General features: G+C 70.7%; 20 protein-coding genes. 9 read left to right on the top strand and 11 right to left on the bottom strand.

The features are described 5' to 3' along the window. Positions 1-383: 383 nt before the first annotated feature. The 7 genes from DR046_RS04400 to DR046_RS04365 all read right to left on the bottom strand — a co-directional run bounded on the left by DR046_RS04400 (position 384) and on the right by DR046_RS04365 (position 8,654). Entirely contained in the window at positions 384-875 is a 492-nt protein-coding gene (locus DR046_RS04400; protein WP_115380355.1) for a (2Fe-2S)-binding protein, read from the bottom strand. Between the two features lie 87 nt (positions 876-962). Then, entirely contained in the window at positions 963-1,937 is a 975-nt protein-coding gene (locus tag DR046_RS04395; protein WP_115380353.1) for a molybdopterin-binding protein, read from the bottom strand. After that, positions 1,934-2,896 carry an XdhC family protein gene (locus DR046_RS04390; RefSeq protein WP_115380351.1) on the bottom strand — a complete coding sequence of 321 codons (963 nt, stop codon included), beginning with the start codon at positions 2,894-2,896 and terminating at the stop codon, positions 1,934-1,936. The genes DR046_RS04395 and DR046_RS04390 overlap by 4 nt, the downstream gene beginning before the upstream one ends. Before the next feature lie 523 nt (positions 2,897-3,419). Continuing rightward, positions 3,420-5,804, bottom strand: coding sequence for an OmpA family protein (locus tag DR046_RS04380; protein WP_115380349.1), 2,385 nt, complete (start codon positions 5,802-5,804; stop codon positions 3,420-3,422). A 132-nt stretch (positions 5,805-5,936) separates the two neighbouring features. After that, on the bottom strand, positions 5,937-6,395 hold the full coding sequence (locus DR046_RS04375; RefSeq protein ID WP_115380347.1) for a DUF1203 domain-containing protein: 459 nt from the start codon (positions 6,393-6,395) through the stop codon (positions 5,937-5,939). A gap of 71 nt (positions 6,396-6,466) precedes the next feature. Further along, positions 6,467-7,699 (bottom strand): vWA domain-containing protein, encoded by a 1,233-nt coding sequence (locus tag DR046_RS04370; protein ID WP_115380345.1) that lies wholly within the window; start codon positions 7,697-7,699, stop codon positions 6,467-6,469. A 67-nt stretch (positions 7,700-7,766) separates the two neighbouring features. After that, positions 7,767-8,654, bottom strand: a complete 888-nt coding sequence (locus DR046_RS04365) for an AAA family ATPase (RefSeq protein ID WP_115380343.1) — start codon at positions 8,652-8,654, stop codon at positions 7,767-7,769. A gap of 166 nt (positions 8,655-8,820) precedes the next feature. Between DR046_RS04365 and DR046_RS04360 the strand changes: the two genes are divergently transcribed. Then, positions 8,821-10,035, top strand: coding sequence for an acyl-CoA dehydrogenase (locus DR046_RS04360; protein ID WP_115380341.1), 1,215 nt, complete (start codon positions 8,821-8,823; stop codon positions 10,033-10,035). Between the two features lie 141 nt (positions 10,036-10,176). Here DR046_RS04360 and DR046_RS04355 read toward each other — a convergent pair whose 3' ends face one another. Next, positions 10,177-10,761 carry a YceI family protein gene (locus DR046_RS04355; protein WP_115380339.1) on the bottom strand — a complete coding sequence of 195 codons (585 nt, stop codon included), beginning with the start codon at positions 10,759-10,761 and terminating at the stop codon, positions 10,177-10,179. Between the two features lie 197 nt (positions 10,762-10,958). Between DR046_RS04355 and DR046_RS04350 the strand changes: the two genes are divergently transcribed. Further along, positions 10,959-11,417, top strand: coding sequence for a PRC-barrel domain-containing protein (locus DR046_RS04350; protein WP_115380337.1), 459 nt, complete (start codon positions 10,959-10,961; stop codon positions 11,415-11,417). Between the two features lie 46 nt (positions 11,418-11,463). Here the strand turns inward: DR046_RS04350 and DR046_RS04345 are convergent, their stop codons facing one another. Next, positions 11,464-12,090, bottom strand: coding sequence for a DNA-3-methyladenine glycosylase I (locus DR046_RS04345; protein WP_167766874.1), 627 nt, complete (start codon positions 12,088-12,090; stop codon positions 11,464-11,466). A 105-nt stretch (positions 12,091-12,195) separates the two neighbouring features. On the opposite strand from DR046_RS04345, the gene DR046_RS04340 reads away from it, so the two are divergent. The 5 genes from DR046_RS04340 (at position 12,196) to DR046_RS04320 (ending at position 16,488) form a co-directional block, all read left to right on the top strand. Continuing rightward, on the top strand, positions 12,196-14,151 hold the full coding sequence (locus DR046_RS04340; protein WP_115380333.1) for a hypothetical protein: 1,956 nt from the start codon (positions 12,196-12,198) through the stop codon (positions 14,149-14,151). A gap of 143 nt (positions 14,152-14,294) precedes the next feature. Then, positions 14,295-14,648 (top strand): 30S ribosomal protein S6, encoded by a 354-nt coding sequence (rpsF, locus tag DR046_RS04335; RefSeq protein WP_115380331.1) that lies wholly within the window; start codon positions 14,295-14,297, stop codon positions 14,646-14,648. Positions 14,649-14,660: 12 nt separating this feature from the next. After that, on the top strand, positions 14,661-14,888 hold the full coding sequence (gene rpsR / locus DR046_RS04330) for a 30S ribosomal protein S18 (RefSeq protein WP_115380329.1): 228 nt from the start codon (positions 14,661-14,663) through the stop codon (positions 14,886-14,888). Positions 14,889-14,898: 10 nt separating this feature from the next. Beyond that, positions 14,899-15,531 carry a 50S ribosomal protein L9 gene (gene rplI / locus DR046_RS04325; RefSeq protein ID WP_115380327.1) on the top strand — a complete coding sequence of 211 codons (633 nt, stop codon included), beginning with the start codon at positions 14,899-14,901 and terminating at the stop codon, positions 15,529-15,531. A gap of 66 nt (positions 15,532-15,597) precedes the next feature. Continuing rightward, the gene (locus DR046_RS04320; RefSeq protein WP_115380325.1) at positions 15,598-16,488 is read left to right on the top strand and encodes a cation diffusion facilitator family transporter; all 891 of its coding nucleotides are present in this window, start codon (positions 15,598-15,600) and stop codon (positions 16,486-16,488) included. A gap of 153 nt (positions 16,489-16,641) precedes the next feature. Here the strand turns inward: DR046_RS04320 and DR046_RS04315 are convergent, their stop codons facing one another. After that, entirely contained in the window at positions 16,642-17,028 is a 387-nt protein-coding gene (locus tag DR046_RS04315) for a four-helix bundle copper-binding protein (protein ID WP_115380323.1), read from the bottom strand. A gap of 144 nt (positions 17,029-17,172) precedes the next feature. Here DR046_RS04315 and DR046_RS04310 point away from each other — a divergent pair, with 144 nt between their 5' ends. Continuing rightward, a complete protein-coding gene (locus DR046_RS04310) occupies positions 17,173-19,131 on the top strand; it encodes a bifunctional 2',3'-cyclic-nucleotide 2'-phosphodiesterase/3'-nucleotidase (protein WP_115380321.1) in 1,959 nt (652 codons plus the stop codon). 209 nt (positions 19,132-19,340) lie between these two features. On the opposite strand, the gene DR046_RS04305 is transcribed toward DR046_RS04310, so the two are convergent. Further along, positions 19,341-20,048, bottom strand: a complete 708-nt coding sequence (locus DR046_RS04305) for an arylesterase (RefSeq protein ID WP_115380318.1) — start codon at positions 20,046-20,048, stop codon at positions 19,341-19,343. Here DR046_RS04305 and DR046_RS04300 point away from each other — a divergent pair. Then, positions 20,047-20,739 (top strand): ABC transporter ATP-binding protein, encoded by a 693-nt coding sequence (locus DR046_RS04300; RefSeq protein WP_115380316.1) that lies wholly within the window; start codon positions 20,047-20,049, stop codon positions 20,737-20,739. The two genes, DR046_RS04305 and DR046_RS04300, sit on opposite strands and share 2 nt — an antisense overlap. Positions 20,740-20,756 lie beyond the last annotated feature (17 nt).

Here is a 20,756-nt window from a genome sequence, read left to right as displayed (position 1 = left end):
GCCCCTTGCCCGTCAGGAAACGCGCGTCCTCGCGCCGCCTGGGGCTCGCCCCGATCCCGGTATCCTTCGGCATGTCGTCTCTCTCCCTCATGTGCTCGGGTCCCAGCGGGCCCTGATATGCGCGGGCCGGAAGGCCCTGATCTGCTCGGGTCCCAGCGGGCCCTGATCTGCCCGGAGGCGGCGCCGCGCGCCTGCCCCCGGATCTCCTGGTCGTCCCGCGCCCGCCCGGGACCGGATCGGGCCCGCCCCCCCTTGCCCCGCGTCGGCGGGCGGGGACGGGGGCGCGGCTCCTCCTCCGCGCCCCCGGAAGGGCCCGGGCGGTGCGGACGCCCGGGCCCCGGCCGGCCGGACGGACGGGAAGACCCCGCCCGACCGGCCCGGCCTCACTCGGCAGCCACCGCCGGCGGCGCCACCTCCTGGCCCGACGCCGCCAGCACCGCCTTGACGATGTTGTGATAGCCCGTGCAGCGGCAGATGTTGCCCTCGAGATAATGCCGCACCTCGGCCTCCGTCGGCTTCGGGTTCTCCTTGAGCAGCGACGCCGCCGCCATCACCATCCCCGGCGTGCAGAAGCCGCATTGCAGACCGTGATGCTCCCGGAACGCCGCCTGGATCGTGCCGAGGCTCCCATCCGCCTCCGCCATCCCCTCGATCGTCGTCACCTCCGACCCGGCAATGTCCTGCACCAGAACCGAGCACGCCTTCACCGGCGCCCCGTCCACATGCACAAGACAGGCCCCGCACTGGCTGGTGTCGCACCCCACATGCGTCCCCGTCAGCCGCAACCCCTCCCGCAGCCACTCCACAAGCAACGTCCGCCCCTCCGAAGACGCACTCCGAAGCTTGCCGTTCACCGTCAAGGTTACCGTTTCCATGAACCAGATCCTCCCTGTTTGGCGGGAGGTAAACACAGGTGCCGCGGGCGTGGAACCGTTAATCCGTGCCGCGACGCCGCGCCGCGTTCAGCGGCGCCGCTCGCGCGGCTGGGGTCGGGTCGGGATCTCCTTCAGGAGGCCGCCGACCCCCATCGCGGCGATGTCTCCGGGGGTGACCGGCACGCCGCAGACGACCCGCTCCAGCACCCAGTCGGCGCCGTTGAGCGCGGGCGAGCGGGCGCAGCCCGGCAGGCCGATGACCTGCGCCTCGCCCAGGCGGCCGAGGAACAGGAGGTTGCCAGGATCGACCGGCATCCCGAAGCGGTCGAGCGTCCCGCCCGCGGCCCGCAGCGCCGCCGGGCCCACGTCGCGTTCGTCGGAGGTGGCCGAGGCGGTCAGGATGAGGCGCAGCGGGGCGGTGCCTTCCGAGAGCGCGGCGGCCAGCGCGTCTGTACGGTGCGGGACCTCGCGCAGGGTGCAGGCGACCGAGAGACGCTCGAGCCGGGCCGCCACCGCCTCGGCCCCCGTCGGCGCGCCATCGAGCGTGGTCACGATCAGCTCGGCCGCGTCGAGCGCGGGCGGCACCAGGGTCAGCGCCCCCTTCCCCGCGGCGCATGCGCGGGCCAGCGCGGCCTCGGGAACGGCGTAGGAGATGATCTTGATCGTCGCGGCCATCGTCCCCTCCGCCACGCGCTGCCATTCCGGCAGCGTGGCGACGGTGATCATCGGATCGACCCCGTTGACGGCGGCGATGGCGGCGGCGTCGACGCGCAGCACGCCCGGCCCCTCGGCATGAAGATTGGCGCGACCGGTGAAGGCGTCGCGGCGGTCGAGACCGGGGCCGCGCAGGGCCTCGGCCAGCCGGGCGGCGGCCTCGTTCTCGGGCACGTCACCGGGGTCGAGCCGGGCGACGATCACCTCGGTGAGCCCGGCCCCGGCGAGGCGCTCGATCTCGGCGGCGCCCAGCAAGGTCCCCTTGCGCAGCCGCCCGTCGGGCGTGGCCACGGAATGCGCGAGCACCGCACCCTCGGCCGCATCGAGGGGGACCGTGCCGAACCTCATCCCCGCCGCAGCGCCTGGGTCATCGCGGCGAGGATCGCGACCGCGATCTCTCCGGGCGAGCGGGCGCCGATGTCGAGGCCGATCGGCGCGTCGATGCGGGCGATCTCGGCTTCGCTCAGGCCGGCCTCCAGCAGCCGGGTGACGCGCTTGGCATGGGTGCGGGTCGAGCCCAGCGCGCCGACGTAGAAGGCCGGCGAGCGCAGCGCCTCGATCAGGGCGGGGTCGTCGAGCTTCGGGTCGTGGGTCAGCAGCACGACGGCGCTGCGGGCGTCAGGGGCGAAGGCGCGCATCGCCTCGTCGGGCCAGTCGTGGACGAGGGCCGTGTCGGGAAAGCGGGCGGGCGCGGCGAAGGCCTCGCGCGGGTCGATGACGGTGGCGGCATAGCCGGCAAGCCGCGCCATCGGGACGAGCGCCTGGGCGACATGGACCCCGCCGACCACGGCCAGCCGCAAGGGCGGGGCGTGGAGCGTGACGAAGCTGTGGCCGTCCGGCTCGAAGTCGCTCCGGTCGGCGCGCAGCCGCTCGGCCACGTCGGAGGTCAGGTGGGTCGCGCCGGTCTCGATATCGACGACCTGGCCCACGGGCTCGGCGCGGGATCGGCGGGCGGTCAGGTCTTCCAGCAGGGCGGCAGGAAGGGTGCCGCCGACGGGTTCCAGCAGGATGCGGATGGTGCCGCCGCAGGCGAGCCCCACGGCGAAGGCCTCGTCGTCGGAGACGCCGTATTCGAGGACCCGGTGGCGCCCGTCGCCCATCGCGTCCAGCGCCTCGGCCACGACCGCGCCCTCGACGCAGCCGCCCGAGACGGAGCCGACCAGTTCCGCATCCTCCGATATGGCGAGCTGGGAGCCGCGCGGGCGCGGCGCGCTGCCCCAGGTCTCGATCACGGTGGCGAGGGCCGCGCCCTTCCCGGCGCGGTGCCAGTCCAGCGCGGCGCGGGGCGCGTCGTCGAATGAGTCCATGGCCAGATCCTCCGTCCGCCACAAGGGTGCGGCCCGGGCACGGCAGGCGCAAGGGCGAACCGGCGGCGCGGCCTTGGCGTTTGGTCGGACACGCAACGGGAAGGAGACCGACATGCCAGTCAGGTTGAACAAGGCCGGGCTCGACCACGCCCGGCAGCTCATCGACGCGAACCACTACGTCAAGGACAGCGACTGGGGCGAGGCGCAGCCCGATGCCGAGGCCGAGAACGAGAAGGTCGATCGCGACGGCTACGACGGCTTCGGTGCGTGGCATCTGGCCGAGGATACCGACGAGAACGAGGACACGAAGGGGCGCTACATGTTCCCCTTCGGCGACTTCAGCCGGGTCCATCGCAGCGCGCTGACGGCCGCCAAGCAGCGGGCCGGGCAATGGGACTATGACGACGTGCTCGAGGCGGCGGACGAGCTGCTCGGGAAGATCCCCGACCCCCCACGAATGAACGTGAACGGCCCGCCCCCTTTCGGGGACGGGCCGTCGTCCGGCTTCGCGGCAGGGCTGCCGTCAGTTCGCGGCAGCGGTCTGCAGCAGGCCCGTGATCTGACGCACGGTCGCGCGGCGATTGGCCCGCTCGTCGCTCTGCGTCGGGACCTTGAGGAAGCGCTCCCCATAGCCCTGCACCACCATGTTCTCGACCGGGACGCCGAAATACTCGTTCAGCGCCAGCGCGAGGCTTTCGGCCCGGCGGTCGGACAGGGCGAGGTTGTAGGCCGCGTCGCCGACCGCGTCGGTATGGCCCTCGATCAGGAAGACCTCGCGCGGGTTCTCGCGAATGGCCTCCAGCACGAGACGGGCGAGGTCGGTCAGGTTACGTGCCTGTTCCGGCGCAATCGCGGCGGAGCCCGAGGGGAAAGTTACATCGGCGACCTCGAAGGCGGGGGCAAGCGCCCGGACCTCGGGGATGTTGCGCACCTGGCTCAGCGAGAAGCGGCGGTCGACGGCGGCGGGCGTGACCAGCCCGGCCTCACGGCGCAGCGCGTCACGCAGCGGGTCATCCTGCGCCGTGCCCAGCCCGGCCAGCGGGTCGAGCGCAGAACCGGCGCGCGTGGTGACCAGCGGCTGCGACGGCAGTTCCGACAGATCGACCGGCTCGAAGTCCTGCGTGTCGTCGATCAGGACATATTCGTCGCCATCGGGCTCGATCAGCGTCCTGCGCAGCACCCGGAGCGAGGCGTCGCGGACCGTGATGACCCGGCTGCCGTCCTCGCGGGTGACGATGGTGCGGCTGGAGCCGTCGTCGAAGTTCTCCGTCCGCACGGTCGAGCCCGCCTGCCGCAGCAGCGCGTCGTCGTCTTTGAGGACCTGAAGGTCGCCGTCGTCCTGCTGCACGACCACGCGGTCGCCCGAGTTCGAGACGACGCGGGTGCGGTTGTTCAGGAGCGCCCCGACGGCCAGCGCGCCGAGCGCACCGAGCGCGATCTTCTGGGTGCTCGACAGCCCGTCATCGTCGTCGTCCTCGCTGACGACGGCGCTGGTCTCGAAGTCCTCGGCGGAGGTGCGGACGTCCTCGGCGGCCACCGTCTCCTCCACGACCTCGCCTTCGGCGCCCTCGTCGGCCGCGGCAGCGTCGCTCGGACCCTCGTCCGAGAGCGCGGCGGCGGCACGCTCGGCGGCGCGACGCTCCTCCTCGGTCAGCTCCGGCTCGCCACGGGCGGCGACCTCGTCGGCGACGCGGCTCTCGGCGGCGGCGGCCTCGGCGCGGACCTGCTCGGCAAGCTCGGTCTGGCCATCGGCCTCCAGCGTGTCGGCGACGCAGGCGCGCAGCTGGTCGCGGCCTTCACGGCCGAGCTGGGCATCGCAGGCGTCGCGCGCGGCCGCGCGGGTGATCGGGGTGGCGGCTTCCTCGGCATCCGCCTCGGCGTCCGCCTGCTCCTGCGCGGCTTCGGCCGCGGCGGCTTCCTCGGCGAGAACGGTGCGGATGCGCTCCGCCTGCTGGGTCTGCCCGGCGGCCTCGAACTCGTCGGCGACGCAAGCGCCGACGGTCTGGCGGTCCTGCGAGTTCAGCCGTGCGACACAGGTCTGGATGGCCTCCTCACGGGTGAGCCGCTGCTCTTCCTCCTGCTGCGCAGCCTCGGCGGCAGCCTGCTCCTCAGCCTGGCGCGCTTCCTCGGCGGCCTGAGCCTCGGCGGCAGCCTGCTCCTCGGCCTGACGCGCCTCCTCGGCGGCCTGCGCTTCGGCGGCAGCCTGCTCCTCAGCCTGACGCGCCTCCTCGGCAGCCTGCGCTTCGGCAGCAGCCTGTTCCTCGGCCTGACGCGCCTCCTCGGCGGCCTGAGCTTCTGCGGCGGCCTGCTCCTCGGCCTGGCGCGCCTCCTCGGCGGCCTGCGCTTCGGCGGCGGCCTGCTCCTCGGCCTGGCGCGCCTCCTCGGCGGCCTGCGCTTCGGCGGCAGCCTGTTCCTCGGCCCGGCGCGCTTCCTCGGCGGCCTGCGCTTCGGCGGCAGCCTGCTCCTCAGCCTGGCGCGCTTCCTCGGCTTCCGCGGCGAGGGTCGCGCGGATGGCGTCGGCCTCCTCGGACTGATCGTCCGCCTCCAGTGCGTCGGCGACACAGGCGCCGATCGTCTGGCGGTCTTCGGTGTTCAGTTCCGCCACGCAGTTCCGGATCGCCTCATCGCGGGACAGCAGCGGGGGCGCCTCCTCGATATCGGCCTCGGCCGCGAAGCCGAGCTCCTCGCGCGCCTGCTGCGCGGCCTGCTCCTGGCCCCGCGCTTCGAATTCCTCGATGACGCAGGCGCCGACGACGTCGCGCTCCTGCGAACCGGTCTTGTCGACGCAGAGCTGGATCGCCTCCTCGCGGTTGAGCCTGTCCTGAGCGTGAACCGGCAGCGTATAGCTTGGAAAGGCGAGCGCGACAGAGGCGCAGAGGGTTGTGAACTGTGAGACTGGGCGGCGCATGTGCGACCTCCTGCAGGGACGTAGGGCGAGGGCATTACCCCCGCGGCGGATATGCGCAGACCTGCGCGGTTATGCGATAACGGCTGTGCGTATCGCACAACGCCCGCCCGTCCCCCCGGTTCCCGCGGTCGCTCAGCGCACCGCCCGGGTCAGGAAGCAGTTGTTGCGGGCCGAGCGAATGTCGACGAACGCCGTGGCCGCGTCGCCAAGCCTGTCGGCCACGGCCTGCGCCAGGTTTCCGGTCGCGACGACAGCGCCGGTGCCGTAGCGGATGCGGTGATCGGCGCCGTAGCTTTTCACGAGATAGTCGGGCGAGGTGCCCAGAACAGGCGGCAGGCCCTCGCCGTCCCAGGCCGGGCAATCGTCGGCATGCAGGAAGATCGGACCGAGCTCGGCATAGGGCTGGAGGTCGGGGAAGGGCCGCGCGGCGAGGATCAGCATCGCGGCGCCCTTTCCGATATCGTCGAGGCAGGCCCGGCACGGCGCGCCGCCGCCGTCCGAGACCGCGCGTTCCGCAGGCCGGCCGTTGGCATCGGGGCCGCCGGCGCGGACGCTGGCGACGAAGTCGGGATCGAAGGGGAGGAAGCGCATCTCGGGGTCCTTTCGCTACGGGGACACCGATGGCGTGAGGGCGGGGTTCGCGCGACCCGGTTCCTGCGCGATCAGCCGCGCAGGCGCGCCAGTTCACCGACGTCGTCGGGGCGCGACAGCGCCGCGGCCAGCCCCTCCAGCGCGGCGATGGAATGGCCCGCCCGCAGGCTGTCGACATGCGGCAGCAGCGCGCGAATGCCCTCGGCCTTCGGCGCGAAGCCGTCCCAGCGCAGCAGCGGGTTGAGCCAGATGACCTTGCGCGCCGTCAGGTGCAGGCGCTGCGCCTCATGCGAGAGCCGGGCGGGATCGCCCCGGTCCAGCCCGTCGGTGACGAGCAGCACGACCGCCCCCTGCCCCAGCACCCGCCGCGACCAGTCACGGTTGAACGCGTGCAGCGCCTCACCGATCCGCGTGCCGCCTTCCCAGTCCTGCGCCTCGGCCCCCGCCGCGGCCAGCGCCGCGTCCACGTCGCGGGTGCGCAGGTGGCGGGTGATGTTGGTGAGCCGCGTGCCGAAGGTGAAGCCATGCACCTCGGCCCAGCCCTGCCCCTGCCGGTTGGCGACGGCGTGCAGGAAATGGAGCAACGCGCGGCTGTAGGAGGACATCGAACCCGAGATGTCGCAGAGCGCGACGAGGTTCGGCCAGCGCGTCCGCGGGCGCGTGTGCTTCAGCGCGGCGATCTCGCCCCGGCGCAGCGCCGCGCGCAGCGTCGCCCGCCGGTCGACGCGGCCCTTCGCCGAGGCTTCGGTCCGGCGCGAGGGCAGCGGCCTGACCGGCAGCGACAGGGTCGCGAGCATCCGCTTCGCCTCGGCCATCTCGGCGGTCGACATCTGCTCGAAATCGAGCGCGCGCAGCCGTTCCTTGCCGGACGCGGTGGCCGAGGCGTCGATCTCCACCTCCTCGGGCACCTCCTCCTCGCTCTCGGGCACGGGGGCGTCATGCCGGTCGAGCAGCGCTTCGGCGGCGCGCTTCTCGGCCGGCTTCGCGCGCCGCTCCTCCTGCACGCCGCGCACGGTGGGGGTCAGCAGCCCCATCATGTGCTCGAGGTAGCGCGGATCGCGCCAGTAGAGCCGGAAGAGTTGGTCGAAGGTCGCCCGATGCTCAGGCCGTCGCACGAAGACGGCGTGGAGCGTATGATAGAAGTCCCGCTTCTCGGTGAACCCCGCCGCGGCGACGGCCTCGGTGGCAAGCAGCAGCCGGTCGGGGCCCACAGGGACGCCCGCGCGGCGCAGGGCGGCGGCGAAATGGGCGATGTTGCCGGCGAGCTTGGGCTCGTCAGGAAGTTCGAGGGGGGCGTACTCCATGCTCGTTTCGAAACCGGGGGCTAGCCCCCGGACCCCCAGAGTATTTCCGGCCACAGGAAGGAGCAGGTCACGCGACCTCCGCCCGCACCTGGTCGAGGATGCGCTTCGCCTCGCTGCCCTGCAGCTTCTGGATGTCGTCCTGATACTTCAGCAGTGCGCCGAGCGTGTCGGCGATGACTTCCGGCGAAAGCTCGATCATGTCGAGCGCCAGCAGGCACTTGGCCCAGTCCAGCGTCTCGGCCACGCCGGGCTTCTTGAACAGGTCCTCGGTCCTGAGCCGTTGCACGAAGGCCACCACCTCGCGCGAGAGCCGCTCCGACGCCTCGGGCGCGCGGGCGGCGACGATCTCCATCTCGCGCTCGTGCGAGGGGTAGTCGACCCAGTGATAGAGGCAGCGGCGCTTGAGCGCGTCGTGCACCTCGCGCGTGCGGTTGGAGGTCAGGATGACGATGGGCGGTTCGGGCGCCTTCACCGTGCCCGTCTCCGGGATCGTGACCTGGAAGTCAGACAGCGCCTCCAGCAGGAAAGCTTCGAAGGGGGCGTCCGTCCGGTCGATCTCGTCGATCAGCAGGACGGGAGCGCCGCCCTCCTGCGGGCGCATCGCCTCGAGCAGCGGGCGCGCGATCAGGAACGCGTCCGAGAACAGGTCCGGCGGCGCCTCGCCCGTCGCCTCGGCCCGGCGCAGCGCGATCATCTGCGCCGCGAAGTTCCACTCGTAGACGGCGGAAGCGGCGTCGAGCCCCTCGTAGCATTGTAGCCGGATCAGCCGCCGGCCCAGCGCGGCGGCCAGCGCCTTGGCGATCTCGGTCTTGCCGGTGCCCGCCTCGCCCTCGAGGAACAGCGGCCGCTTCAGCGTCAGCGCGAGGAAGGTGACGGTCGCAAGCGCCCGGCCACACACGTAGTTCTGTCCGGCCAGCGCGGCCTGCACGTCGTCGATGCTCTTCATGCGCGCCATGGGGCATGGGGACCCCCCCGCGGTCAACCTGCGATGCGGGGCCACATTGCGCCCCTGCGACCATCGTCCTATCTGTCCCCGCAATTCGGACACGCGCAGACCCGTCCCGTCAGCATCCCGGCCGGGTCGGGGAGACCGGGTCGCCCTGCGCCGCAAGGAGGACGTCATGAAGGACATCGCATCGGAGGGCCACGGCCCGTCTCTCTCGGCATTCGTCTGGGACGATCCCCTGCGGCTGGAGGACCAGCTGGGCGAGGAGGAGCGGATGCTACGCGACGCGGCCCGCAGCTTCGCCGAGAGCGAGCTCGCCCCCATCGTCCGCGACGCCTACGCGCAGGAGACGTCGAATCCCGGCCTCTTCCGCAAGATGGGCGAGGCCGGCCTGCTCGGCGTGACCATCCCCGAGGAATACGGCGGCCTCGGCTCGACCTACGTCACCTACGGCCTCGTCGCGCGCGAGATCGAGCGGGTCGATTCGGGCTACCGCTCGATGATGTCGGTGCAGTCCTCGCTGGTGATGTACCCGATCCACGCCTATGGCTCGGAGGAGCAGCGCCAGAAGTACCTGCCGGGCCTCGCCTCGGGTGAGCTGATCGGCTGCTTCGGCCTGACCGAACCCGATGCCGGATCGGACCCCGCGGGCATGAAGACCCGGGCGGTGAAGACCGACACCGGCTACCGGATCAGCGGCGCGAAGATGTGGATCTCCAACGCGCCCTTCGCCGACGTGTTCGTCGTCTGGGCCAAGTCCGACGCCCATGACGGCAAGATCCGCGGCTTCGTGCTGGAGAAGGGCATGGCGGGCCTGTCCGCCCCGACCATCAAGGGCAAGCAGAGCCTGCGCGCCTCGACCACCGGCGAGATCGTGATGGACGGGGTCGAGGTCGGCGAGGACGCGCTGCTGCCCAACGTCTCGGGCCTCAAGGGCCCGTTCGGCTGCCTCAACCGCGCGCGCTACGGCATCAGCTGGGGCGTGATGGGCGCGGCCGAGGCCTGCTGGCACCAGGCGCGGCAATACGGGCTCGACCGCAAGCAGTTCGGGCGGCCCCTGGCGCAGACACAGCTTTTCCAGAAGAAGCTTGCCGACATGCAGACCGAGATCGCGCTGGGCCTTCAGGGCTCGCTTCAGCTCGGCCGGATGATGGATGCGGGGACCGCTGCGCCCGAGGCGATCTCGCTGATGAAGCGCAACAATTGCGGCAAGGCTCTGGACGTGGCCCGGCTCGCCCGCGACATGCATGGCGGCAACGGCATCTCCGAGGAATACGGCGTCATCCGGCACATGATGAACCTCGAGACGGTGAACACCTACGAGGGCACCCATGACGTCCACGCCCTGATCCTGGGCCGCGCGCAGACCGGGCTTCAGGCCTTCTTCTGAGGCGCCGGTCCCGTCTTCCCTCCACAAATATCCCCGCCGGAGGCATCCGGCCTCTCGGCGGGGACCACGGGCCGCGCGTGGCGCGGCCGATCGCGGCCGGGGGTCCGGGGGGCGTCCCCCGGCCCTGCGTCCCAAGGACGATCAGTCGGCCTTCTGCGCCTCGACCGAGATCCGGACCTCGACCTCGTCGCTGATGAAGGGCGCGAACATGCCCGCGTCGAACTCCGACCGCAGCAGGGTCGTGGTCGCGTCGAAGCCCAGCCAGGGCTTGTTCTCCATCGGGTGACTCGCGGCCTGGTTCAGTACCGTGTCGAGCACGACCGGTTTCGTCACCCCGCCCAGCGTCAGGTCGCCCGTGATCAGCGCGGTGTTCTCGCCGGTGACCTCGATGCCGGTCGAGACGAAGCTCACGGTCTGGTTCGCGGCCGCGTCGAAGAAGTCGGGCGAGGCGAAATGCGCGTCGCGCTGCTCCCAGCCGGTGAACATGGAACTGAGCGGCATCGACACGCTGACCGAGGACTCGGCCGGGTTCTCGGCGTCGAACTCGATCGTGCCCTCGAAGCCCGAGAACATGCCGTAGGTCGTCGAGAAGCCGAGATGGTCGTAGCTGAACAGGATTTGGCTGTGGCTCGGGTCGAGCGTGTAGGTCCCGGCCTCCCCGGAGGCGAGGGCGGGCGCGGTGAAGGCGGCGGCGGCGAGGGCCGACAGGGCAAAAGTGCGGATCATGAGGTATCTCCGGTTGGGTGGGCATGTTCGACGGGGGCGATATCGCCCTTCGCGCTCCGCGAACCAATCCCGTCGCACTCAACAGACCCTGTGCGCACTCACACCGCGACCCGCCGCGGCTGCGGCGCGGAAGCGGAACCTTCGCGGGCCTCGGCCGTTCCTTGCCCATAGCAACCTGCACACTGAAAGGAGCAGACATGACTCGCTTCCTTACTACCGCCGCACTGGCCACCGCACTCACCGCCCCGCTTGCCGCACAAGCCCAGATGGTCGACATGGCCGAGCTGATCCGCACGCGCGACATCACCGGCGGTCCCGTCTACTCGATGGGCACCAACTACGACGAGACCATGTGGAACGACGAGACCCGGTGGGGCGACGGCGCCAACGGGTCCTGGGACGCGGTCGACTGGAACAACGACGGCTACAATCAGATCGGCGAGATCGAGGACGTGGTCCTCGACCGCTCCGGCCAGATGGTCGGCATCGTGGCCGAGGTCGGCGGCTTCCTCGACATCGGCGACAGCCACGTGATGGTGCCGGTCAACGACCTGCGCCTCGTGCCGGTCGACGACACGAGCTACACCTACATCACGCGCCTGACCGAAGAGCAGCTGGAGCAGCTGCCCGAGGTCGACGAATCCTGGATGGACTGACCTTTCCCGGATGACGACAGAAGGGGTCCCCGCGGGGGCCCCTTTTTCATGTCGGCGGCACGAAGTCCCGACGGGCCTGCGCACAGACCGGGCGCAGCGCGCAGCCCTCCAGATGGTCGTTGACCACGCCCAGCCCCTGGAACAGCCCGTGGCAGACGGTTGGCCCGATCCACTGCCATCCCCTGCCCTTCAGCGCCTTCGCCAGCCGCTCGGCGGAGGCCGTGTAGGGGTTCGCCCGCATCCAGTCCGGTGTCATCCGCACCGGCCGCTCCCCCGGCGGGGGCTCATGTGCCCAGAGCAGCGCAGGCAGGCCGCCCGGTTCGGCGCGCAGGTCCCGCGCGCGCCGGGCGTTGTGCAGGCAGGCGCGCAGCTTGCGCTCGTTGCGGATCACGCCTTCGGTCTGCATCAGCCGGGCCAGCGCGTCCTCGCCATACTCCGCCACCCGCTCGATCTCGAACCCGTCGAAGGCCTCCCGCAACCGGTCCCGCTTCCGCAGAAGCGTGCCGAAGTTCAGGCCGGAGGCGAGGATCTCCAGGCAGAACTTCTCGAAGATCCGGGTCTCGTCGGCCGAGGGGCGTCCGTATTCCGCATCGTGATAGGCCCGGACCGCCGGATTGTCCGGCTGCCAGGCGCAGCTGACCCGCCCGGCCTCGTCGGTGAAGAGCCCGCTCATGCTGTCGCGCATCGCACGGCGCGGGACCTGCGCCAATCCTCCGTTTGGGCTGCCTGCCCGTCATGCTAGCCTGCGCGCATTTGATCGAGGGATTGGAGACCGGAGATGGGCAGGCATCTCGTGCTGATGGTTCATGGCATCGGAGAGCAGATCGCGGGCGAGACGGTCGACGATTTCGCGGGCGCCGCGCGGCACGAGCTGGGCCTGACGGCGCCGGTCAGGCACCAGGACATCTGGCTGCCGCATGCACCCGTGCCGGCCAAGGGCCGTCAAACGGGCGCGCGGCGGCCGGGGCACGACCTCGACCTGTTTCCCTGCGCCCAGCGGCGGCTGGCGCGGGCTGGGGCGGACGACCTGCTGTTCGCGGAGGTGCATTGGGCGGATCTCTCCCAGGCGCCCCGGGGCAGGATCGTCACGATCGTCGACCTGCTGCGGATGATCCTGGGACTGGGCTATCTTGCGCTGGAGAATGTCGAGAACAACCTCCGGGACGAGAGCGCCTGCGCCAAGGCCTCGGTCCGGTGGTTCGTCCGGGTCCTCTACGGCGCGTTCGCGCCACTCCAGCTGTTCCTGATGCTCGCGGCGACCCTGCTCGTCGCGGTCCGCCTCGTGGATTGGGCGCTGGAGCTTTCGCTCGGCTTCGGGCCGACCGCGGCGGTGATCGGCCTGGCGATCCTCGCCGGCATGATCGTCGCCGGACCGCGTGCGCCGACCTTCGCACCGAAGACGGTCGGCGTCGGCGTCCTGCTGCTGTCGGTGCTCCTGTTCTGGTACGGCATCATCCATTGGGTCCGCCCTTTCGTCCCGGCGCTGCCGGGTATCGGCCCTCTCGGTCCCTGCGGCACACCGAGCGACGACGGGACGGCCTGCCTGACAGGCCTGTTCACCGGGGCGCTGGCCGGGATCTGGGGCCTGCTGCTCGCGATCCTTGTCTGGATGGCTTGCGCGGGCGGGTGGCGAATGTTCAGGCCGCTCGGCGCCAGCCGGTCGATCTACCTCGGGATCTGCAGCGGCACGCTTCTGATCTGGACGACCATCGCGGCCTCGCTCTGGTCCGCCTATGCCGAACTCGCATCACGGCTGCTGATCGGTTCCGCCGATCCGGATCTGATCGGCCCCCCGCCGCCCACGGCCTTCGGCGGCCTGCTCGGGAGCCCGGAGCTCAGGAACCTCGTCCAGCTGATGCTCGACGCGCTGATGGAGTCGACCGAGATCCTGCCCGGGCTGCTCATCTCGCTGTTCCTGCTGGGCCTGCTGGTCGTCTTCCTGTTCCTGCGGCGACGCGACAGGGCCCGGGCGGGAAGGCTGGGCCAGACGATCGGCGCGCCATCGCCCGAGGACAAGGTCTACGGCCGCGCCCTGCTGAACCCCCTGGTCGACAGCCTCTTCGTGCTGGGTGTCCTGGGGATGATCGTCGTGTCCGGCTTCGCGGCCCTCGATCGCGATCCCTACGCATGGCTGGGCATCCCCTGGCTGTCGGACTTCCTGGCCTACGCGACGCCCCTTGTCGCGGCGGGGATCGGCCTCGCCCTGATCCGGGGCGCGACCTCGGTGTCTATCGCGCTGGGCGTGGCCCGGGACATCGTCCTCTATGCGGCGCGCTCGGAGCTGGCCAATCCGCTGCGCAGGCCCCGGCAGAGCGGCTATCCCTACCGCGAGGACATCGAGGGCCGGTTCCTCACCGTGCTGGACGCGCTGCTCGATCAGGAGGGGCGCGCGAACGTGAAACGGATCACCGTCGTCTCCCATTCGCAGGGCACCGTCGTTGCGCTGCGGGGGCTCCGGCGCGCGCGGCCGGGGCGGCCGGTCGATCTGGTCACGATGGGCTCCCCGCTGGGCCACATCTATGCCCACTACTTCGCGCGGGCCTACCCGCTGTCGATCGCCAGCGCCCCAATCGCCTCCTGGCTGAACATCTACCGCACGGACGACTTCGTCGGCACCTGGATCGGCCGCAGCTGGGTGGAGGACAGGCCGGTCCGGCTGGGCGGGCATTCCGGCTACTGGACCGACCGGCGGGTCTGGTCCGAACTGAAGCTGGCCGGGCTCTTCGAGTCCTGAACACCGGACAGCGCTTGCGAAGCCCGCGCAGATCGCTATACGGCGCGGACCCGTCGCCACTTTGACCCGCGTGGACTCTCGTGACCGGAAGACGGGGAAAGCCTCCGGTCTATGAAACACGCGTTACAAGAACAGGAGCGTTCATGCCGCTTTACGAGCATGTAATGATCGCGCGTCAGGATCTGTCCAACGCGCAGGCCGAGGGCCTCGTCGAACATTTCAGCACCGTCCTCGCGGATAACGGCGGCACCGTCGTCGACAGCGAGTACTGGGGCGTCAAGACGATGGCCTTCAAGATCAACAAGAACCGCAAGGGCCACTACGCCTTCCTGCGCACCGACGCCCCGTCGGACGCCGTGCAGGAGATGGAGCGTCTGGCGCGCCTGCATGACGACGTCATGCGCGTGCTGACCGTGAAGGTCGACGCCCACGAGGAAGGCCCCTCGATCCAGATGCAGAAGCGCGACGAGCGGCCCGAGCGCCGCGAGCGCCGTTAAGGAGACCGGACAATGGCTGCCAAACCCTTCTTCCGCCGCCGCAAGACCGATCCCTTCTCCGGTCCGAACGCGCCCAAGATCGACTACAAGGACACCCGCCTGCTGCAGCGCTACATCAGCGAGCGCGGCAAGATCGTCCCCGCCCGTATCACCGCCGTCTCGGCCAAGAACCAGCGCGCCCTCGCCCGGGCGATCAAGCGCGCGCGGTTCCTGGCCCTGCTGCCCTACGCCGTGAAGTGAGGAGAGCGTCATGCAACTGATCCTTCTGGAACGCGTGGCCAAGCTGGGCCAGATGGGCGATGTCGTCGACGTCAAGCCCGGCTATGCGCGCAACTTCCTGCTGCCGCAGGGCAAGGCCCTGACTGCGTCCGAGGCGAACATCGCCGCCTTCGAGGGCCGCAAGGCCCAGCTCGAGGCCGACAACCTCGAGTCGAAGAAAGAGGCCGAGGCGATGGCCAAGCGGCTCGACGGCGAGCAGTTCGTCGTCATCCGCCAGGCCTCCGATTCGGGCGCGCTCTACGGGTCGGTCTCGACCCGCGACGCCGCCGAGGTCGCGACCGCGGCCGGCTTCAAGCTGAACCGCGGGCAGGTCTCGCTCAACGCCCCTATCAAGGAGCTTGGGCTGCACACGGTCACCGTGATCCTGCACCCCGAGGTCGAGGTCGAGATCGAGCTCAACGTCGCCCGCTCGCCCGAAGAGGCCGAGCTTCAGGCCGCCGGCAAGTCCATTCAGGAACTGGCCGCCGAGGAAGAGGCCGCGGCCGAGTTCGAGATCCAGGAGCTGTTTGACGACATCGGCGGCGCCGCGGACGATTTCGGCGGTGACTCCGGCCCCGTCGACACGCCCGAGAGCAAGGCCGAGGACGACCAGCCGGACGTCTGACCGGCCCGCATCGCGAAATGAGGGGCCGTCCTTCGGGGCGGCCCTTTGCGTCCCCGGAGGTCCCTGATGATGCCCGCGACCCGCCTCGCCGCAATCAGCATCCTCGTCGGCCTGGCTGTCCTCGGCCTCAAGCTCGTGGCCTGGGCGGTGACGGGCTCGGTCGCGCTCCTGTCGGACGCGCTCGAAAGCATCGTCAACGTCGCGGCCGCCTGCGCCGCGCTGATCGCGGTCCACGTCGCCGCCCGACCGGCGGACGCGCGCCACCCCTGGGGTCGCGGAAAGGCGGAATACGTCTCGGCCGTGGTCGAGGGCGCATTGATCCTGCTCGCCGCGATCCTCATCCTCGAGGCGGCGGTGATCGCGCTCGCCGAAGGCCCGGTCCCGCCGCCGGACCTGATCGGACTGGCCTGGACGGCTGCGGCCACGGCGCTGAACGGGGCCTGGGCACTCGTGCTGCTGCGGCAAGGGCGGCAATTACGGTCTCCCGCACTTCGGGCGGACGGTGTGCATCTCATGGCGGACGTGGCCACCTCGGTCGGGGTCGCCGGGGGCGTCGTGCTCGCCGCGCTGACCGGCTGGTGGATGCTCGACCCGCTGATCGCGCTCGCGGTGGCGGTCCATATCCTCTGGTCGGGGGCGCATGTGCTGCGCGGCTCGCTCGGCGACCTTATGGACGCCGCGGTGCCCGAAGACGAGATGCAGGCGATCCGCGAGGCCATCGCCGCGGCGGCGGGCGGCGCGTCGGAGGCGCATGACATTCGGACGCGGCGCGCGGGCGCCGAGACCTTCATCGACTTCCACCTCGTAATCCCCGGCGAGACCAGCGTATTCGATGCCCACGAGATCTGCGACCGCGTCGAGGCCGCCCTGCGCGGGGCCGTGCCCGGCGCGCGCGTGACGATCCATGTCGAGCCGGAACACAAGAGCCACGGCTCCGGAGTCCTGGTCATCGACTGACGGGGTCAGCGTCGCGCCGGTGGAGAACGGGTCGAGGCGCTTCACTGAGCGCCGCGTCTTACCGTGCGGCGCAGCCTCAACAAACCCGGCGAACGGCACTGCCAGGCGCGACCGGCCGAAGCCGGTCACGCAAGCGATGGACCGCCCGGACCCTTACAGGTTCGCCGCCGCAGTCCGGCAATCCTCGGCACATTCGCGGCACATCTTCGCGCAGCGCTGGCAATGGGCATCCTGCATCTTCTCGCACATCTCGGCGCAGGTCTCGCAGGCCTGCGCGCACAACTCCAGCGTGGCCCGCAGCACCGCCTCGTTGCTGCCGGCCCGGCGCGTGGCGACGCGGTAGGTCGCGGTGCAGATATCCGAGCAGTCCATGCAGAGGCGGATGCACTGGACCCGGTCCTCCTTCTCTGCCGAGCAGGCATCGGCGCAGGAATTGCAGATTGCGGCGCAATACATCGCGTGGCGCACGGCCTTGGTGAGGTATTCGTTGTCGTGCCCGGCGACATCCGGGTGCTCGGCGATCATCTTCTCGATGGACATCGGTCGCTCCTCTTCAGGTTGCATCGGCCCAACCGGGTACCTGCGAGCAGGTTCCCCAACGTCGCCCTGCACGTCGCGTCACAAAACCGATGCGCGGGCGGAGGAAGGGTGTAGCCTGCCGACCAGGAGATTCGGAGAGAGCCCATGCCCCTGACCCGCCGCGACTTCCTCGCCTCGACCGCCGCCACCGGCCTGATCCTCGTGCACCCCTTCGCCGCCCGCGCCCAGGCGGGCCAGGCGCATCTGCGGATCGCCGAGACGACCGACCTGCACGTCCATGTCTGGCCCTACGACTACTACGGCGACCGCCAGGTCGATACCGTGGGCCTGGCCCGCACCGCCTCGCTGATCGAGAACCTGCGCGCCGAGAGCGGCAACGCCATCGTGCTCGACAACGGCGATTTCCTTCAGGGCAACCCGATGGGCGACTACATCGCCTATGAGCGGGGCATGAAGGACGGCGACATGCACCCGGTGATCGAGGCGATGAACGTGGTCGGCTTCGACGCCGCGACCATCGGCAACCACGAGTTCAACTACGGGCTCGACTTCCTGATGAAGTCGCTCGCAGGGGCCGGGTTCCCGGTCGTGCTGGCCAACGTCGCCAGGACCCTCGGGGCGACCCCCACCGAGGACGAGACCCTCGTTCCCCCCTACGTCATCCTCGACCGCGAGATCACCGACGGCGCCGGAGAGACGGCGCCGATCCGGATCGGCATCATCGGGTTCACCCCGCCGCAGATCATGACCTGGGACCGCCGCCACCTCGAAGGCAACGTGCAGGTGCGCGACATCGTCAAGACTGCCGAGGCATATGTGCCCCGGATGAGGGAGGAAGGCGCCGACATCGTCATCGCGCTCAGCCATTCCGGCATCGGACCATCGCAATACGAAGAGATGATGGAGAACGCCTCCGTCCCCCTCGCCGCCGTGCCGGGGATCGACGTCGTCCTGACCGGTCACCACCACCAGGAGTTCCCGGGCGCGGCCTATGCCGGGCTCGAGCATGTCGACGCGGAGGCCGGCACGATCCACGGCAAGCCCGCCGTGATGCCGGGCTTCTGGGGCTCGCATATGGGCCTCGTCGACCTGATGCTGGAGCGCGACGGCTCCGGCTGGCGCATCGCCGCCTCGGAGCAGTCGCTGCGCCCCATCGCGGTCCGGCAGGAAGACCGGTCTTGGCAGCCTCAAATCGAGAGCGACGAGGAAGTCCTCGCCGCAACCGAGGAGGAGCACGAGGCGACCCTCGCCTATGTTCGCCGCGCGGTCGGAAAGACGGACGCGCCGCTGCATTCCTACTTCGCGCTCGTGGCCGACGACCCTTCGGTCCAGATCGTCTCGAACGCCCAGCGCTGGTATGTCGAACCGCTGCTGATCGGCACCGCGCATGAAGGCCTGCCTGTCCTATCGGCAGCGGCGCCCTTCAAGGCGGGCGGCCGGGGCGGCGCCGAATACTATACCGACGTGCCCACGGGCGACGTCGCGATCCGCAACGTCGCGGACCTGTATCTCTACCCGAACACGGTGCGCGCGGTGCGCGTCACCGGCCAGCAGGTCAAGGACTGGCTGGAGCGGTCGGCGGGCATGTTCAACCAGATCGAGCCCGGCGCGCAGGACGCAACCCTGCTCAACCCCGACTTCCCGAGCTACAATTTCGACGTGATCGACGGGGTCGAGTACCAGATCGACCTGAGCCAGCCCGCCCGCTTCGACAGCGAGGGCGCCGTGGCGAACCCGGATGCCAACCGGATCGTGAACCTGACCTATCAGGGCCAGCCCATCGACCCGGAGCAGGAGTTCGTGATCGCGACCAACAACTACCGCGCCTCGGGCGGCGGATCCTTCCCCGGCGCGGACGGCTCGACGATCATCCTCGAGGCGCCGGACACCAACCGCGACGTGATCGTGCGCTACATCGTCGAACAGGGAACGATCAGCCCCTCGGCCGACGCGAACTGGTCCTTCGTCCCGATGGAGAACACGAGCGCCATCTTCGAGACCGGCCCCGGCGGCGCGGCCTATGCCGATGGCGTCCCGGGCGTCACGCTGGAAGAGATCGGAACCTCCGACGAGGGCTTCCTGCGCTACCGCATGACCATGTGACGACGGAGACCGGGCGAGCCTCGCGCTCGCCCGGGCCCATTCCGGACTCCCTCCGGATGGAGCCTCGGTCAAGCGAGCGATCCACCGCTTCAACACCGGCACGGACCGCGCGGGCCCGTCCTTCCTGTGGCCGAAAATACTCCGGGGGGGGCGAGCGAAGCGGGCGGGGGCAGAGCCCCCTCCCCCGCCTGACGAGGAATCGCCGCGGCTCAGCTCTCCCCCGCCCGCGCCACCAGCTCCGCCACGCGCGGCCCGATCGCCTCGACGATCACCGCCACGCCCTCCCGGTTCGGATGGATTCCGTCCCCCTGCATGTAGCGGGCGCGGGCCTCGCCGGCGCTCATCTCCGCCATCAGCGGTCCGAGGAACGACACCTCGTGCAGCGCCCCGTACCGCTCGGCGAGCGCCGGGTACATCTCGTCGAAGGCCGCCTTGAAGGCCGGCCCGTAGTTGCCCGGCGCCTCGAGCCCGATCAGCAGGACCGGCAGCCCCCGCTCCTCGGCCACCTCGGCCAGGATCGCGTCGAGATTGGCGCGGGAGGAGGCGGGCGGGATGCCGCGCAGCAGGTCGTTGCCGCCCAGCGCCACGATCATCGCGTCCGCCTCTTCCGACAAAGCCCAGTCCAGCCGCGCCAGCCCGCCCGCCGTCGTGTCGCCCGAGACGCCGGCGTTGACGATCTCGACCTCCAGCCCCCGCGCGTCGAGCCAGTCCTGCAGTTGCGGCACGAAGCCTTCCCCCTCGGGCAGGCCGTAGCCCGCCGTGAGCGAATCGCCCAGCGCGACGACGGTGACGGGCTCGGCCGCCGCCGGATTGGCCAGCGTCACGCCGCCCGCGATCACGCAGAACTGAACCGCCTTGTTCACTGCCCGCACCGCCCCATATCGAGCGGAACGCCATACCGCCCGGAGGTTCCCCATGGTCCTGTCGCTCCGCGACGTATCGCTCTCGCTGCAAGGCAATGCGGGGATGGTCGATATCCTGCACGACATCTCGCTGGACGTGGCGGCCAGGGAAACGGTGGGGCTGGTCGGGCCGTCTGGATCGGGCAAGTCGTCTCTCCTCATGCTCATGGGCGGGCTGGAACGCGCCACCTCCGGCTCGGTCGAGGCGCTGGGCAACGACCTGACGGCGATGGACGAGGACGCGCTCGCCCGCTTCCGCCGCGAACATATGGGGGTGGTCTTCCAGTCCTTCCACCTGATCCCGACGATGACCGCGCTGGAGAACGTCGCCACCCCGCTTGAGCTGGCCGGCGCGCGCGACGCCTTCGACCGCGCCGCCGCCGAGCTGGAGGCGGTGGGCCTCGGCCATCGCACCGGCCACTACCCGGCGCAGATGTCGGGCGGCGAGCAGCAGCGCGTGGCGCTGGCCCGTGCCGCGGCGCCGCGCCCGGACGTGCTGCTGGCCGACGAGCCGACGGGGAACCTGGACCAGGCGACCGGCGAGGCGATCATGGACCTGCTCTTCGGCCTGCGCGACCGCCACGGCGCGACCCTGGTGCTGGTCACCCACAGCCAGGAACTGGCCGACCGCTGCGACCGGACGATCCGGCTGGTCGATGGCCGCCTCGACCGGGAGACGCGGCGCACCGCCGAGGCGGCGGAATGACCCGCGCGGCCTGCGCC

It is taken from the genome of Jannaschia formosa, assembly GCF_003340555.1.
Taxonomy (GTDB): domain Bacteria; phylum Pseudomonadota; class Alphaproteobacteria; order Rhodobacterales; family Rhodobacteraceae; genus Jannaschia; species Jannaschia formosa.
Note: the sequence above shows the minus strand (reverse complement) of the source record. Positions and strands in the feature narration are given on the sequence as shown.

Coding starts and splice junctions, on each gene's coding strand:
- DR046_RS04315 (WP_115380323.1), bottom strand. CDS start 17,028: ATGTCCATCGAGAAGATGATCGCCGAGCACCCGGATGTCGCCGGGCAC.
- rplI (WP_115380327.1), top strand. CDS start 14,899: ATGCAACTGATCCTTCTGGAACGCGTGGCCAAGCTGGGCCAGATGGGC.
- DR046_RS04360 (WP_115380341.1), top strand. CDS start 8,821: ATGAAGGACATCGCATCGGAGGGCCACGGCCCGTCTCTCTCGGCATTC.
- DR046_RS04400 (WP_115380355.1), bottom strand. CDS start 875: ATGGAAACGGTAACCTTGACGGTGAACGGCAAGCTTCGGAGTGCGTCT.
- DR046_RS04310 (WP_115380321.1), top strand. CDS start 17,173: ATGCCCCTGACCCGCCGCGACTTCCTCGCCTCGACCGCCGCCACCGGC.
- DR046_RS04345 (WP_167766874.1), bottom strand. CDS start 12,090: ATGAGCGGGCTCTTCACCGACGAGGCCGGGCGGGTCAGCTGCGCCTGG.
- DR046_RS04365 (WP_115380343.1), bottom strand. CDS start 8,654: ATGGCGCGCATGAAGAGCATCGACGACGTGCAGGCCGCGCTGGCCGGA.
- DR046_RS04370 (WP_115380345.1), bottom strand. CDS start 7,699: ATGGAGTACGCCCCCCTCGAACTTCCTGACGAGCCCAAGCTCGCCGGC.
- DR046_RS04375 (WP_115380347.1), bottom strand. CDS start 6,395: ATGCGCTTCCTCCCCTTCGATCCCGACTTCGTCGCCAGCGTCCGCGCC.
- DR046_RS04380 (WP_115380349.1), bottom strand. CDS start 5,804: ATGCGCCGCCCAGTCTCACAGTTCACAACCCTCTGCGCCTCTGTCGCG.
- DR046_RS04300 (WP_115380316.1), top strand. CDS start 20,047: ATGGTCCTGTCGCTCCGCGACGTATCGCTCTCGCTGCAAGGCAATGCG.
- rpsR (WP_115380329.1), top strand. CDS start 14,661: ATGGCTGCCAAACCCTTCTTCCGCCGCCGCAAGACCGATCCCTTCTCC.
- rpsF (WP_115380331.1), top strand. CDS start 14,295: ATGCCGCTTTACGAGCATGTAATGATCGCGCGTCAGGATCTGTCCAAC.
- DR046_RS04395 (WP_115380353.1), bottom strand. CDS start 1,937: ATGAGGTTCGGCACGGTCCCCCTCGATGCGGCCGAGGGTGCGGTGCTC.
- DR046_RS04355 (WP_115380339.1), bottom strand. CDS start 10,761: ATGATCCGCACTTTTGCCCTGTCGGCCCTCGCCGCCGCCGCCTTCACC.
- DR046_RS04320 (WP_115380325.1), top strand. CDS start 15,598: ATGATGCCCGCGACCCGCCTCGCCGCAATCAGCATCCTCGTCGGCCTG.
- DR046_RS04340 (WP_115380333.1), top strand. CDS start 12,196: ATGGGCAGGCATCTCGTGCTGATGGTTCATGGCATCGGAGAGCAGATC.
- DR046_RS04305 (WP_115380318.1), bottom strand. CDS start 20,048: ATGGGGAACCTCCGGGCGGTATGGCGTTCCGCTCGATATGGGGCGGTG.
- DR046_RS04390 (WP_115380351.1), bottom strand. CDS start 2,896: ATGGACTCATTCGACGACGCGCCCCGCGCCGCGCTGGACTGGCACCGC.
- DR046_RS04350 (WP_115380337.1), top strand. CDS start 10,959: ATGACTCGCTTCCTTACTACCGCCGCACTGGCCACCGCACTCACCGCC.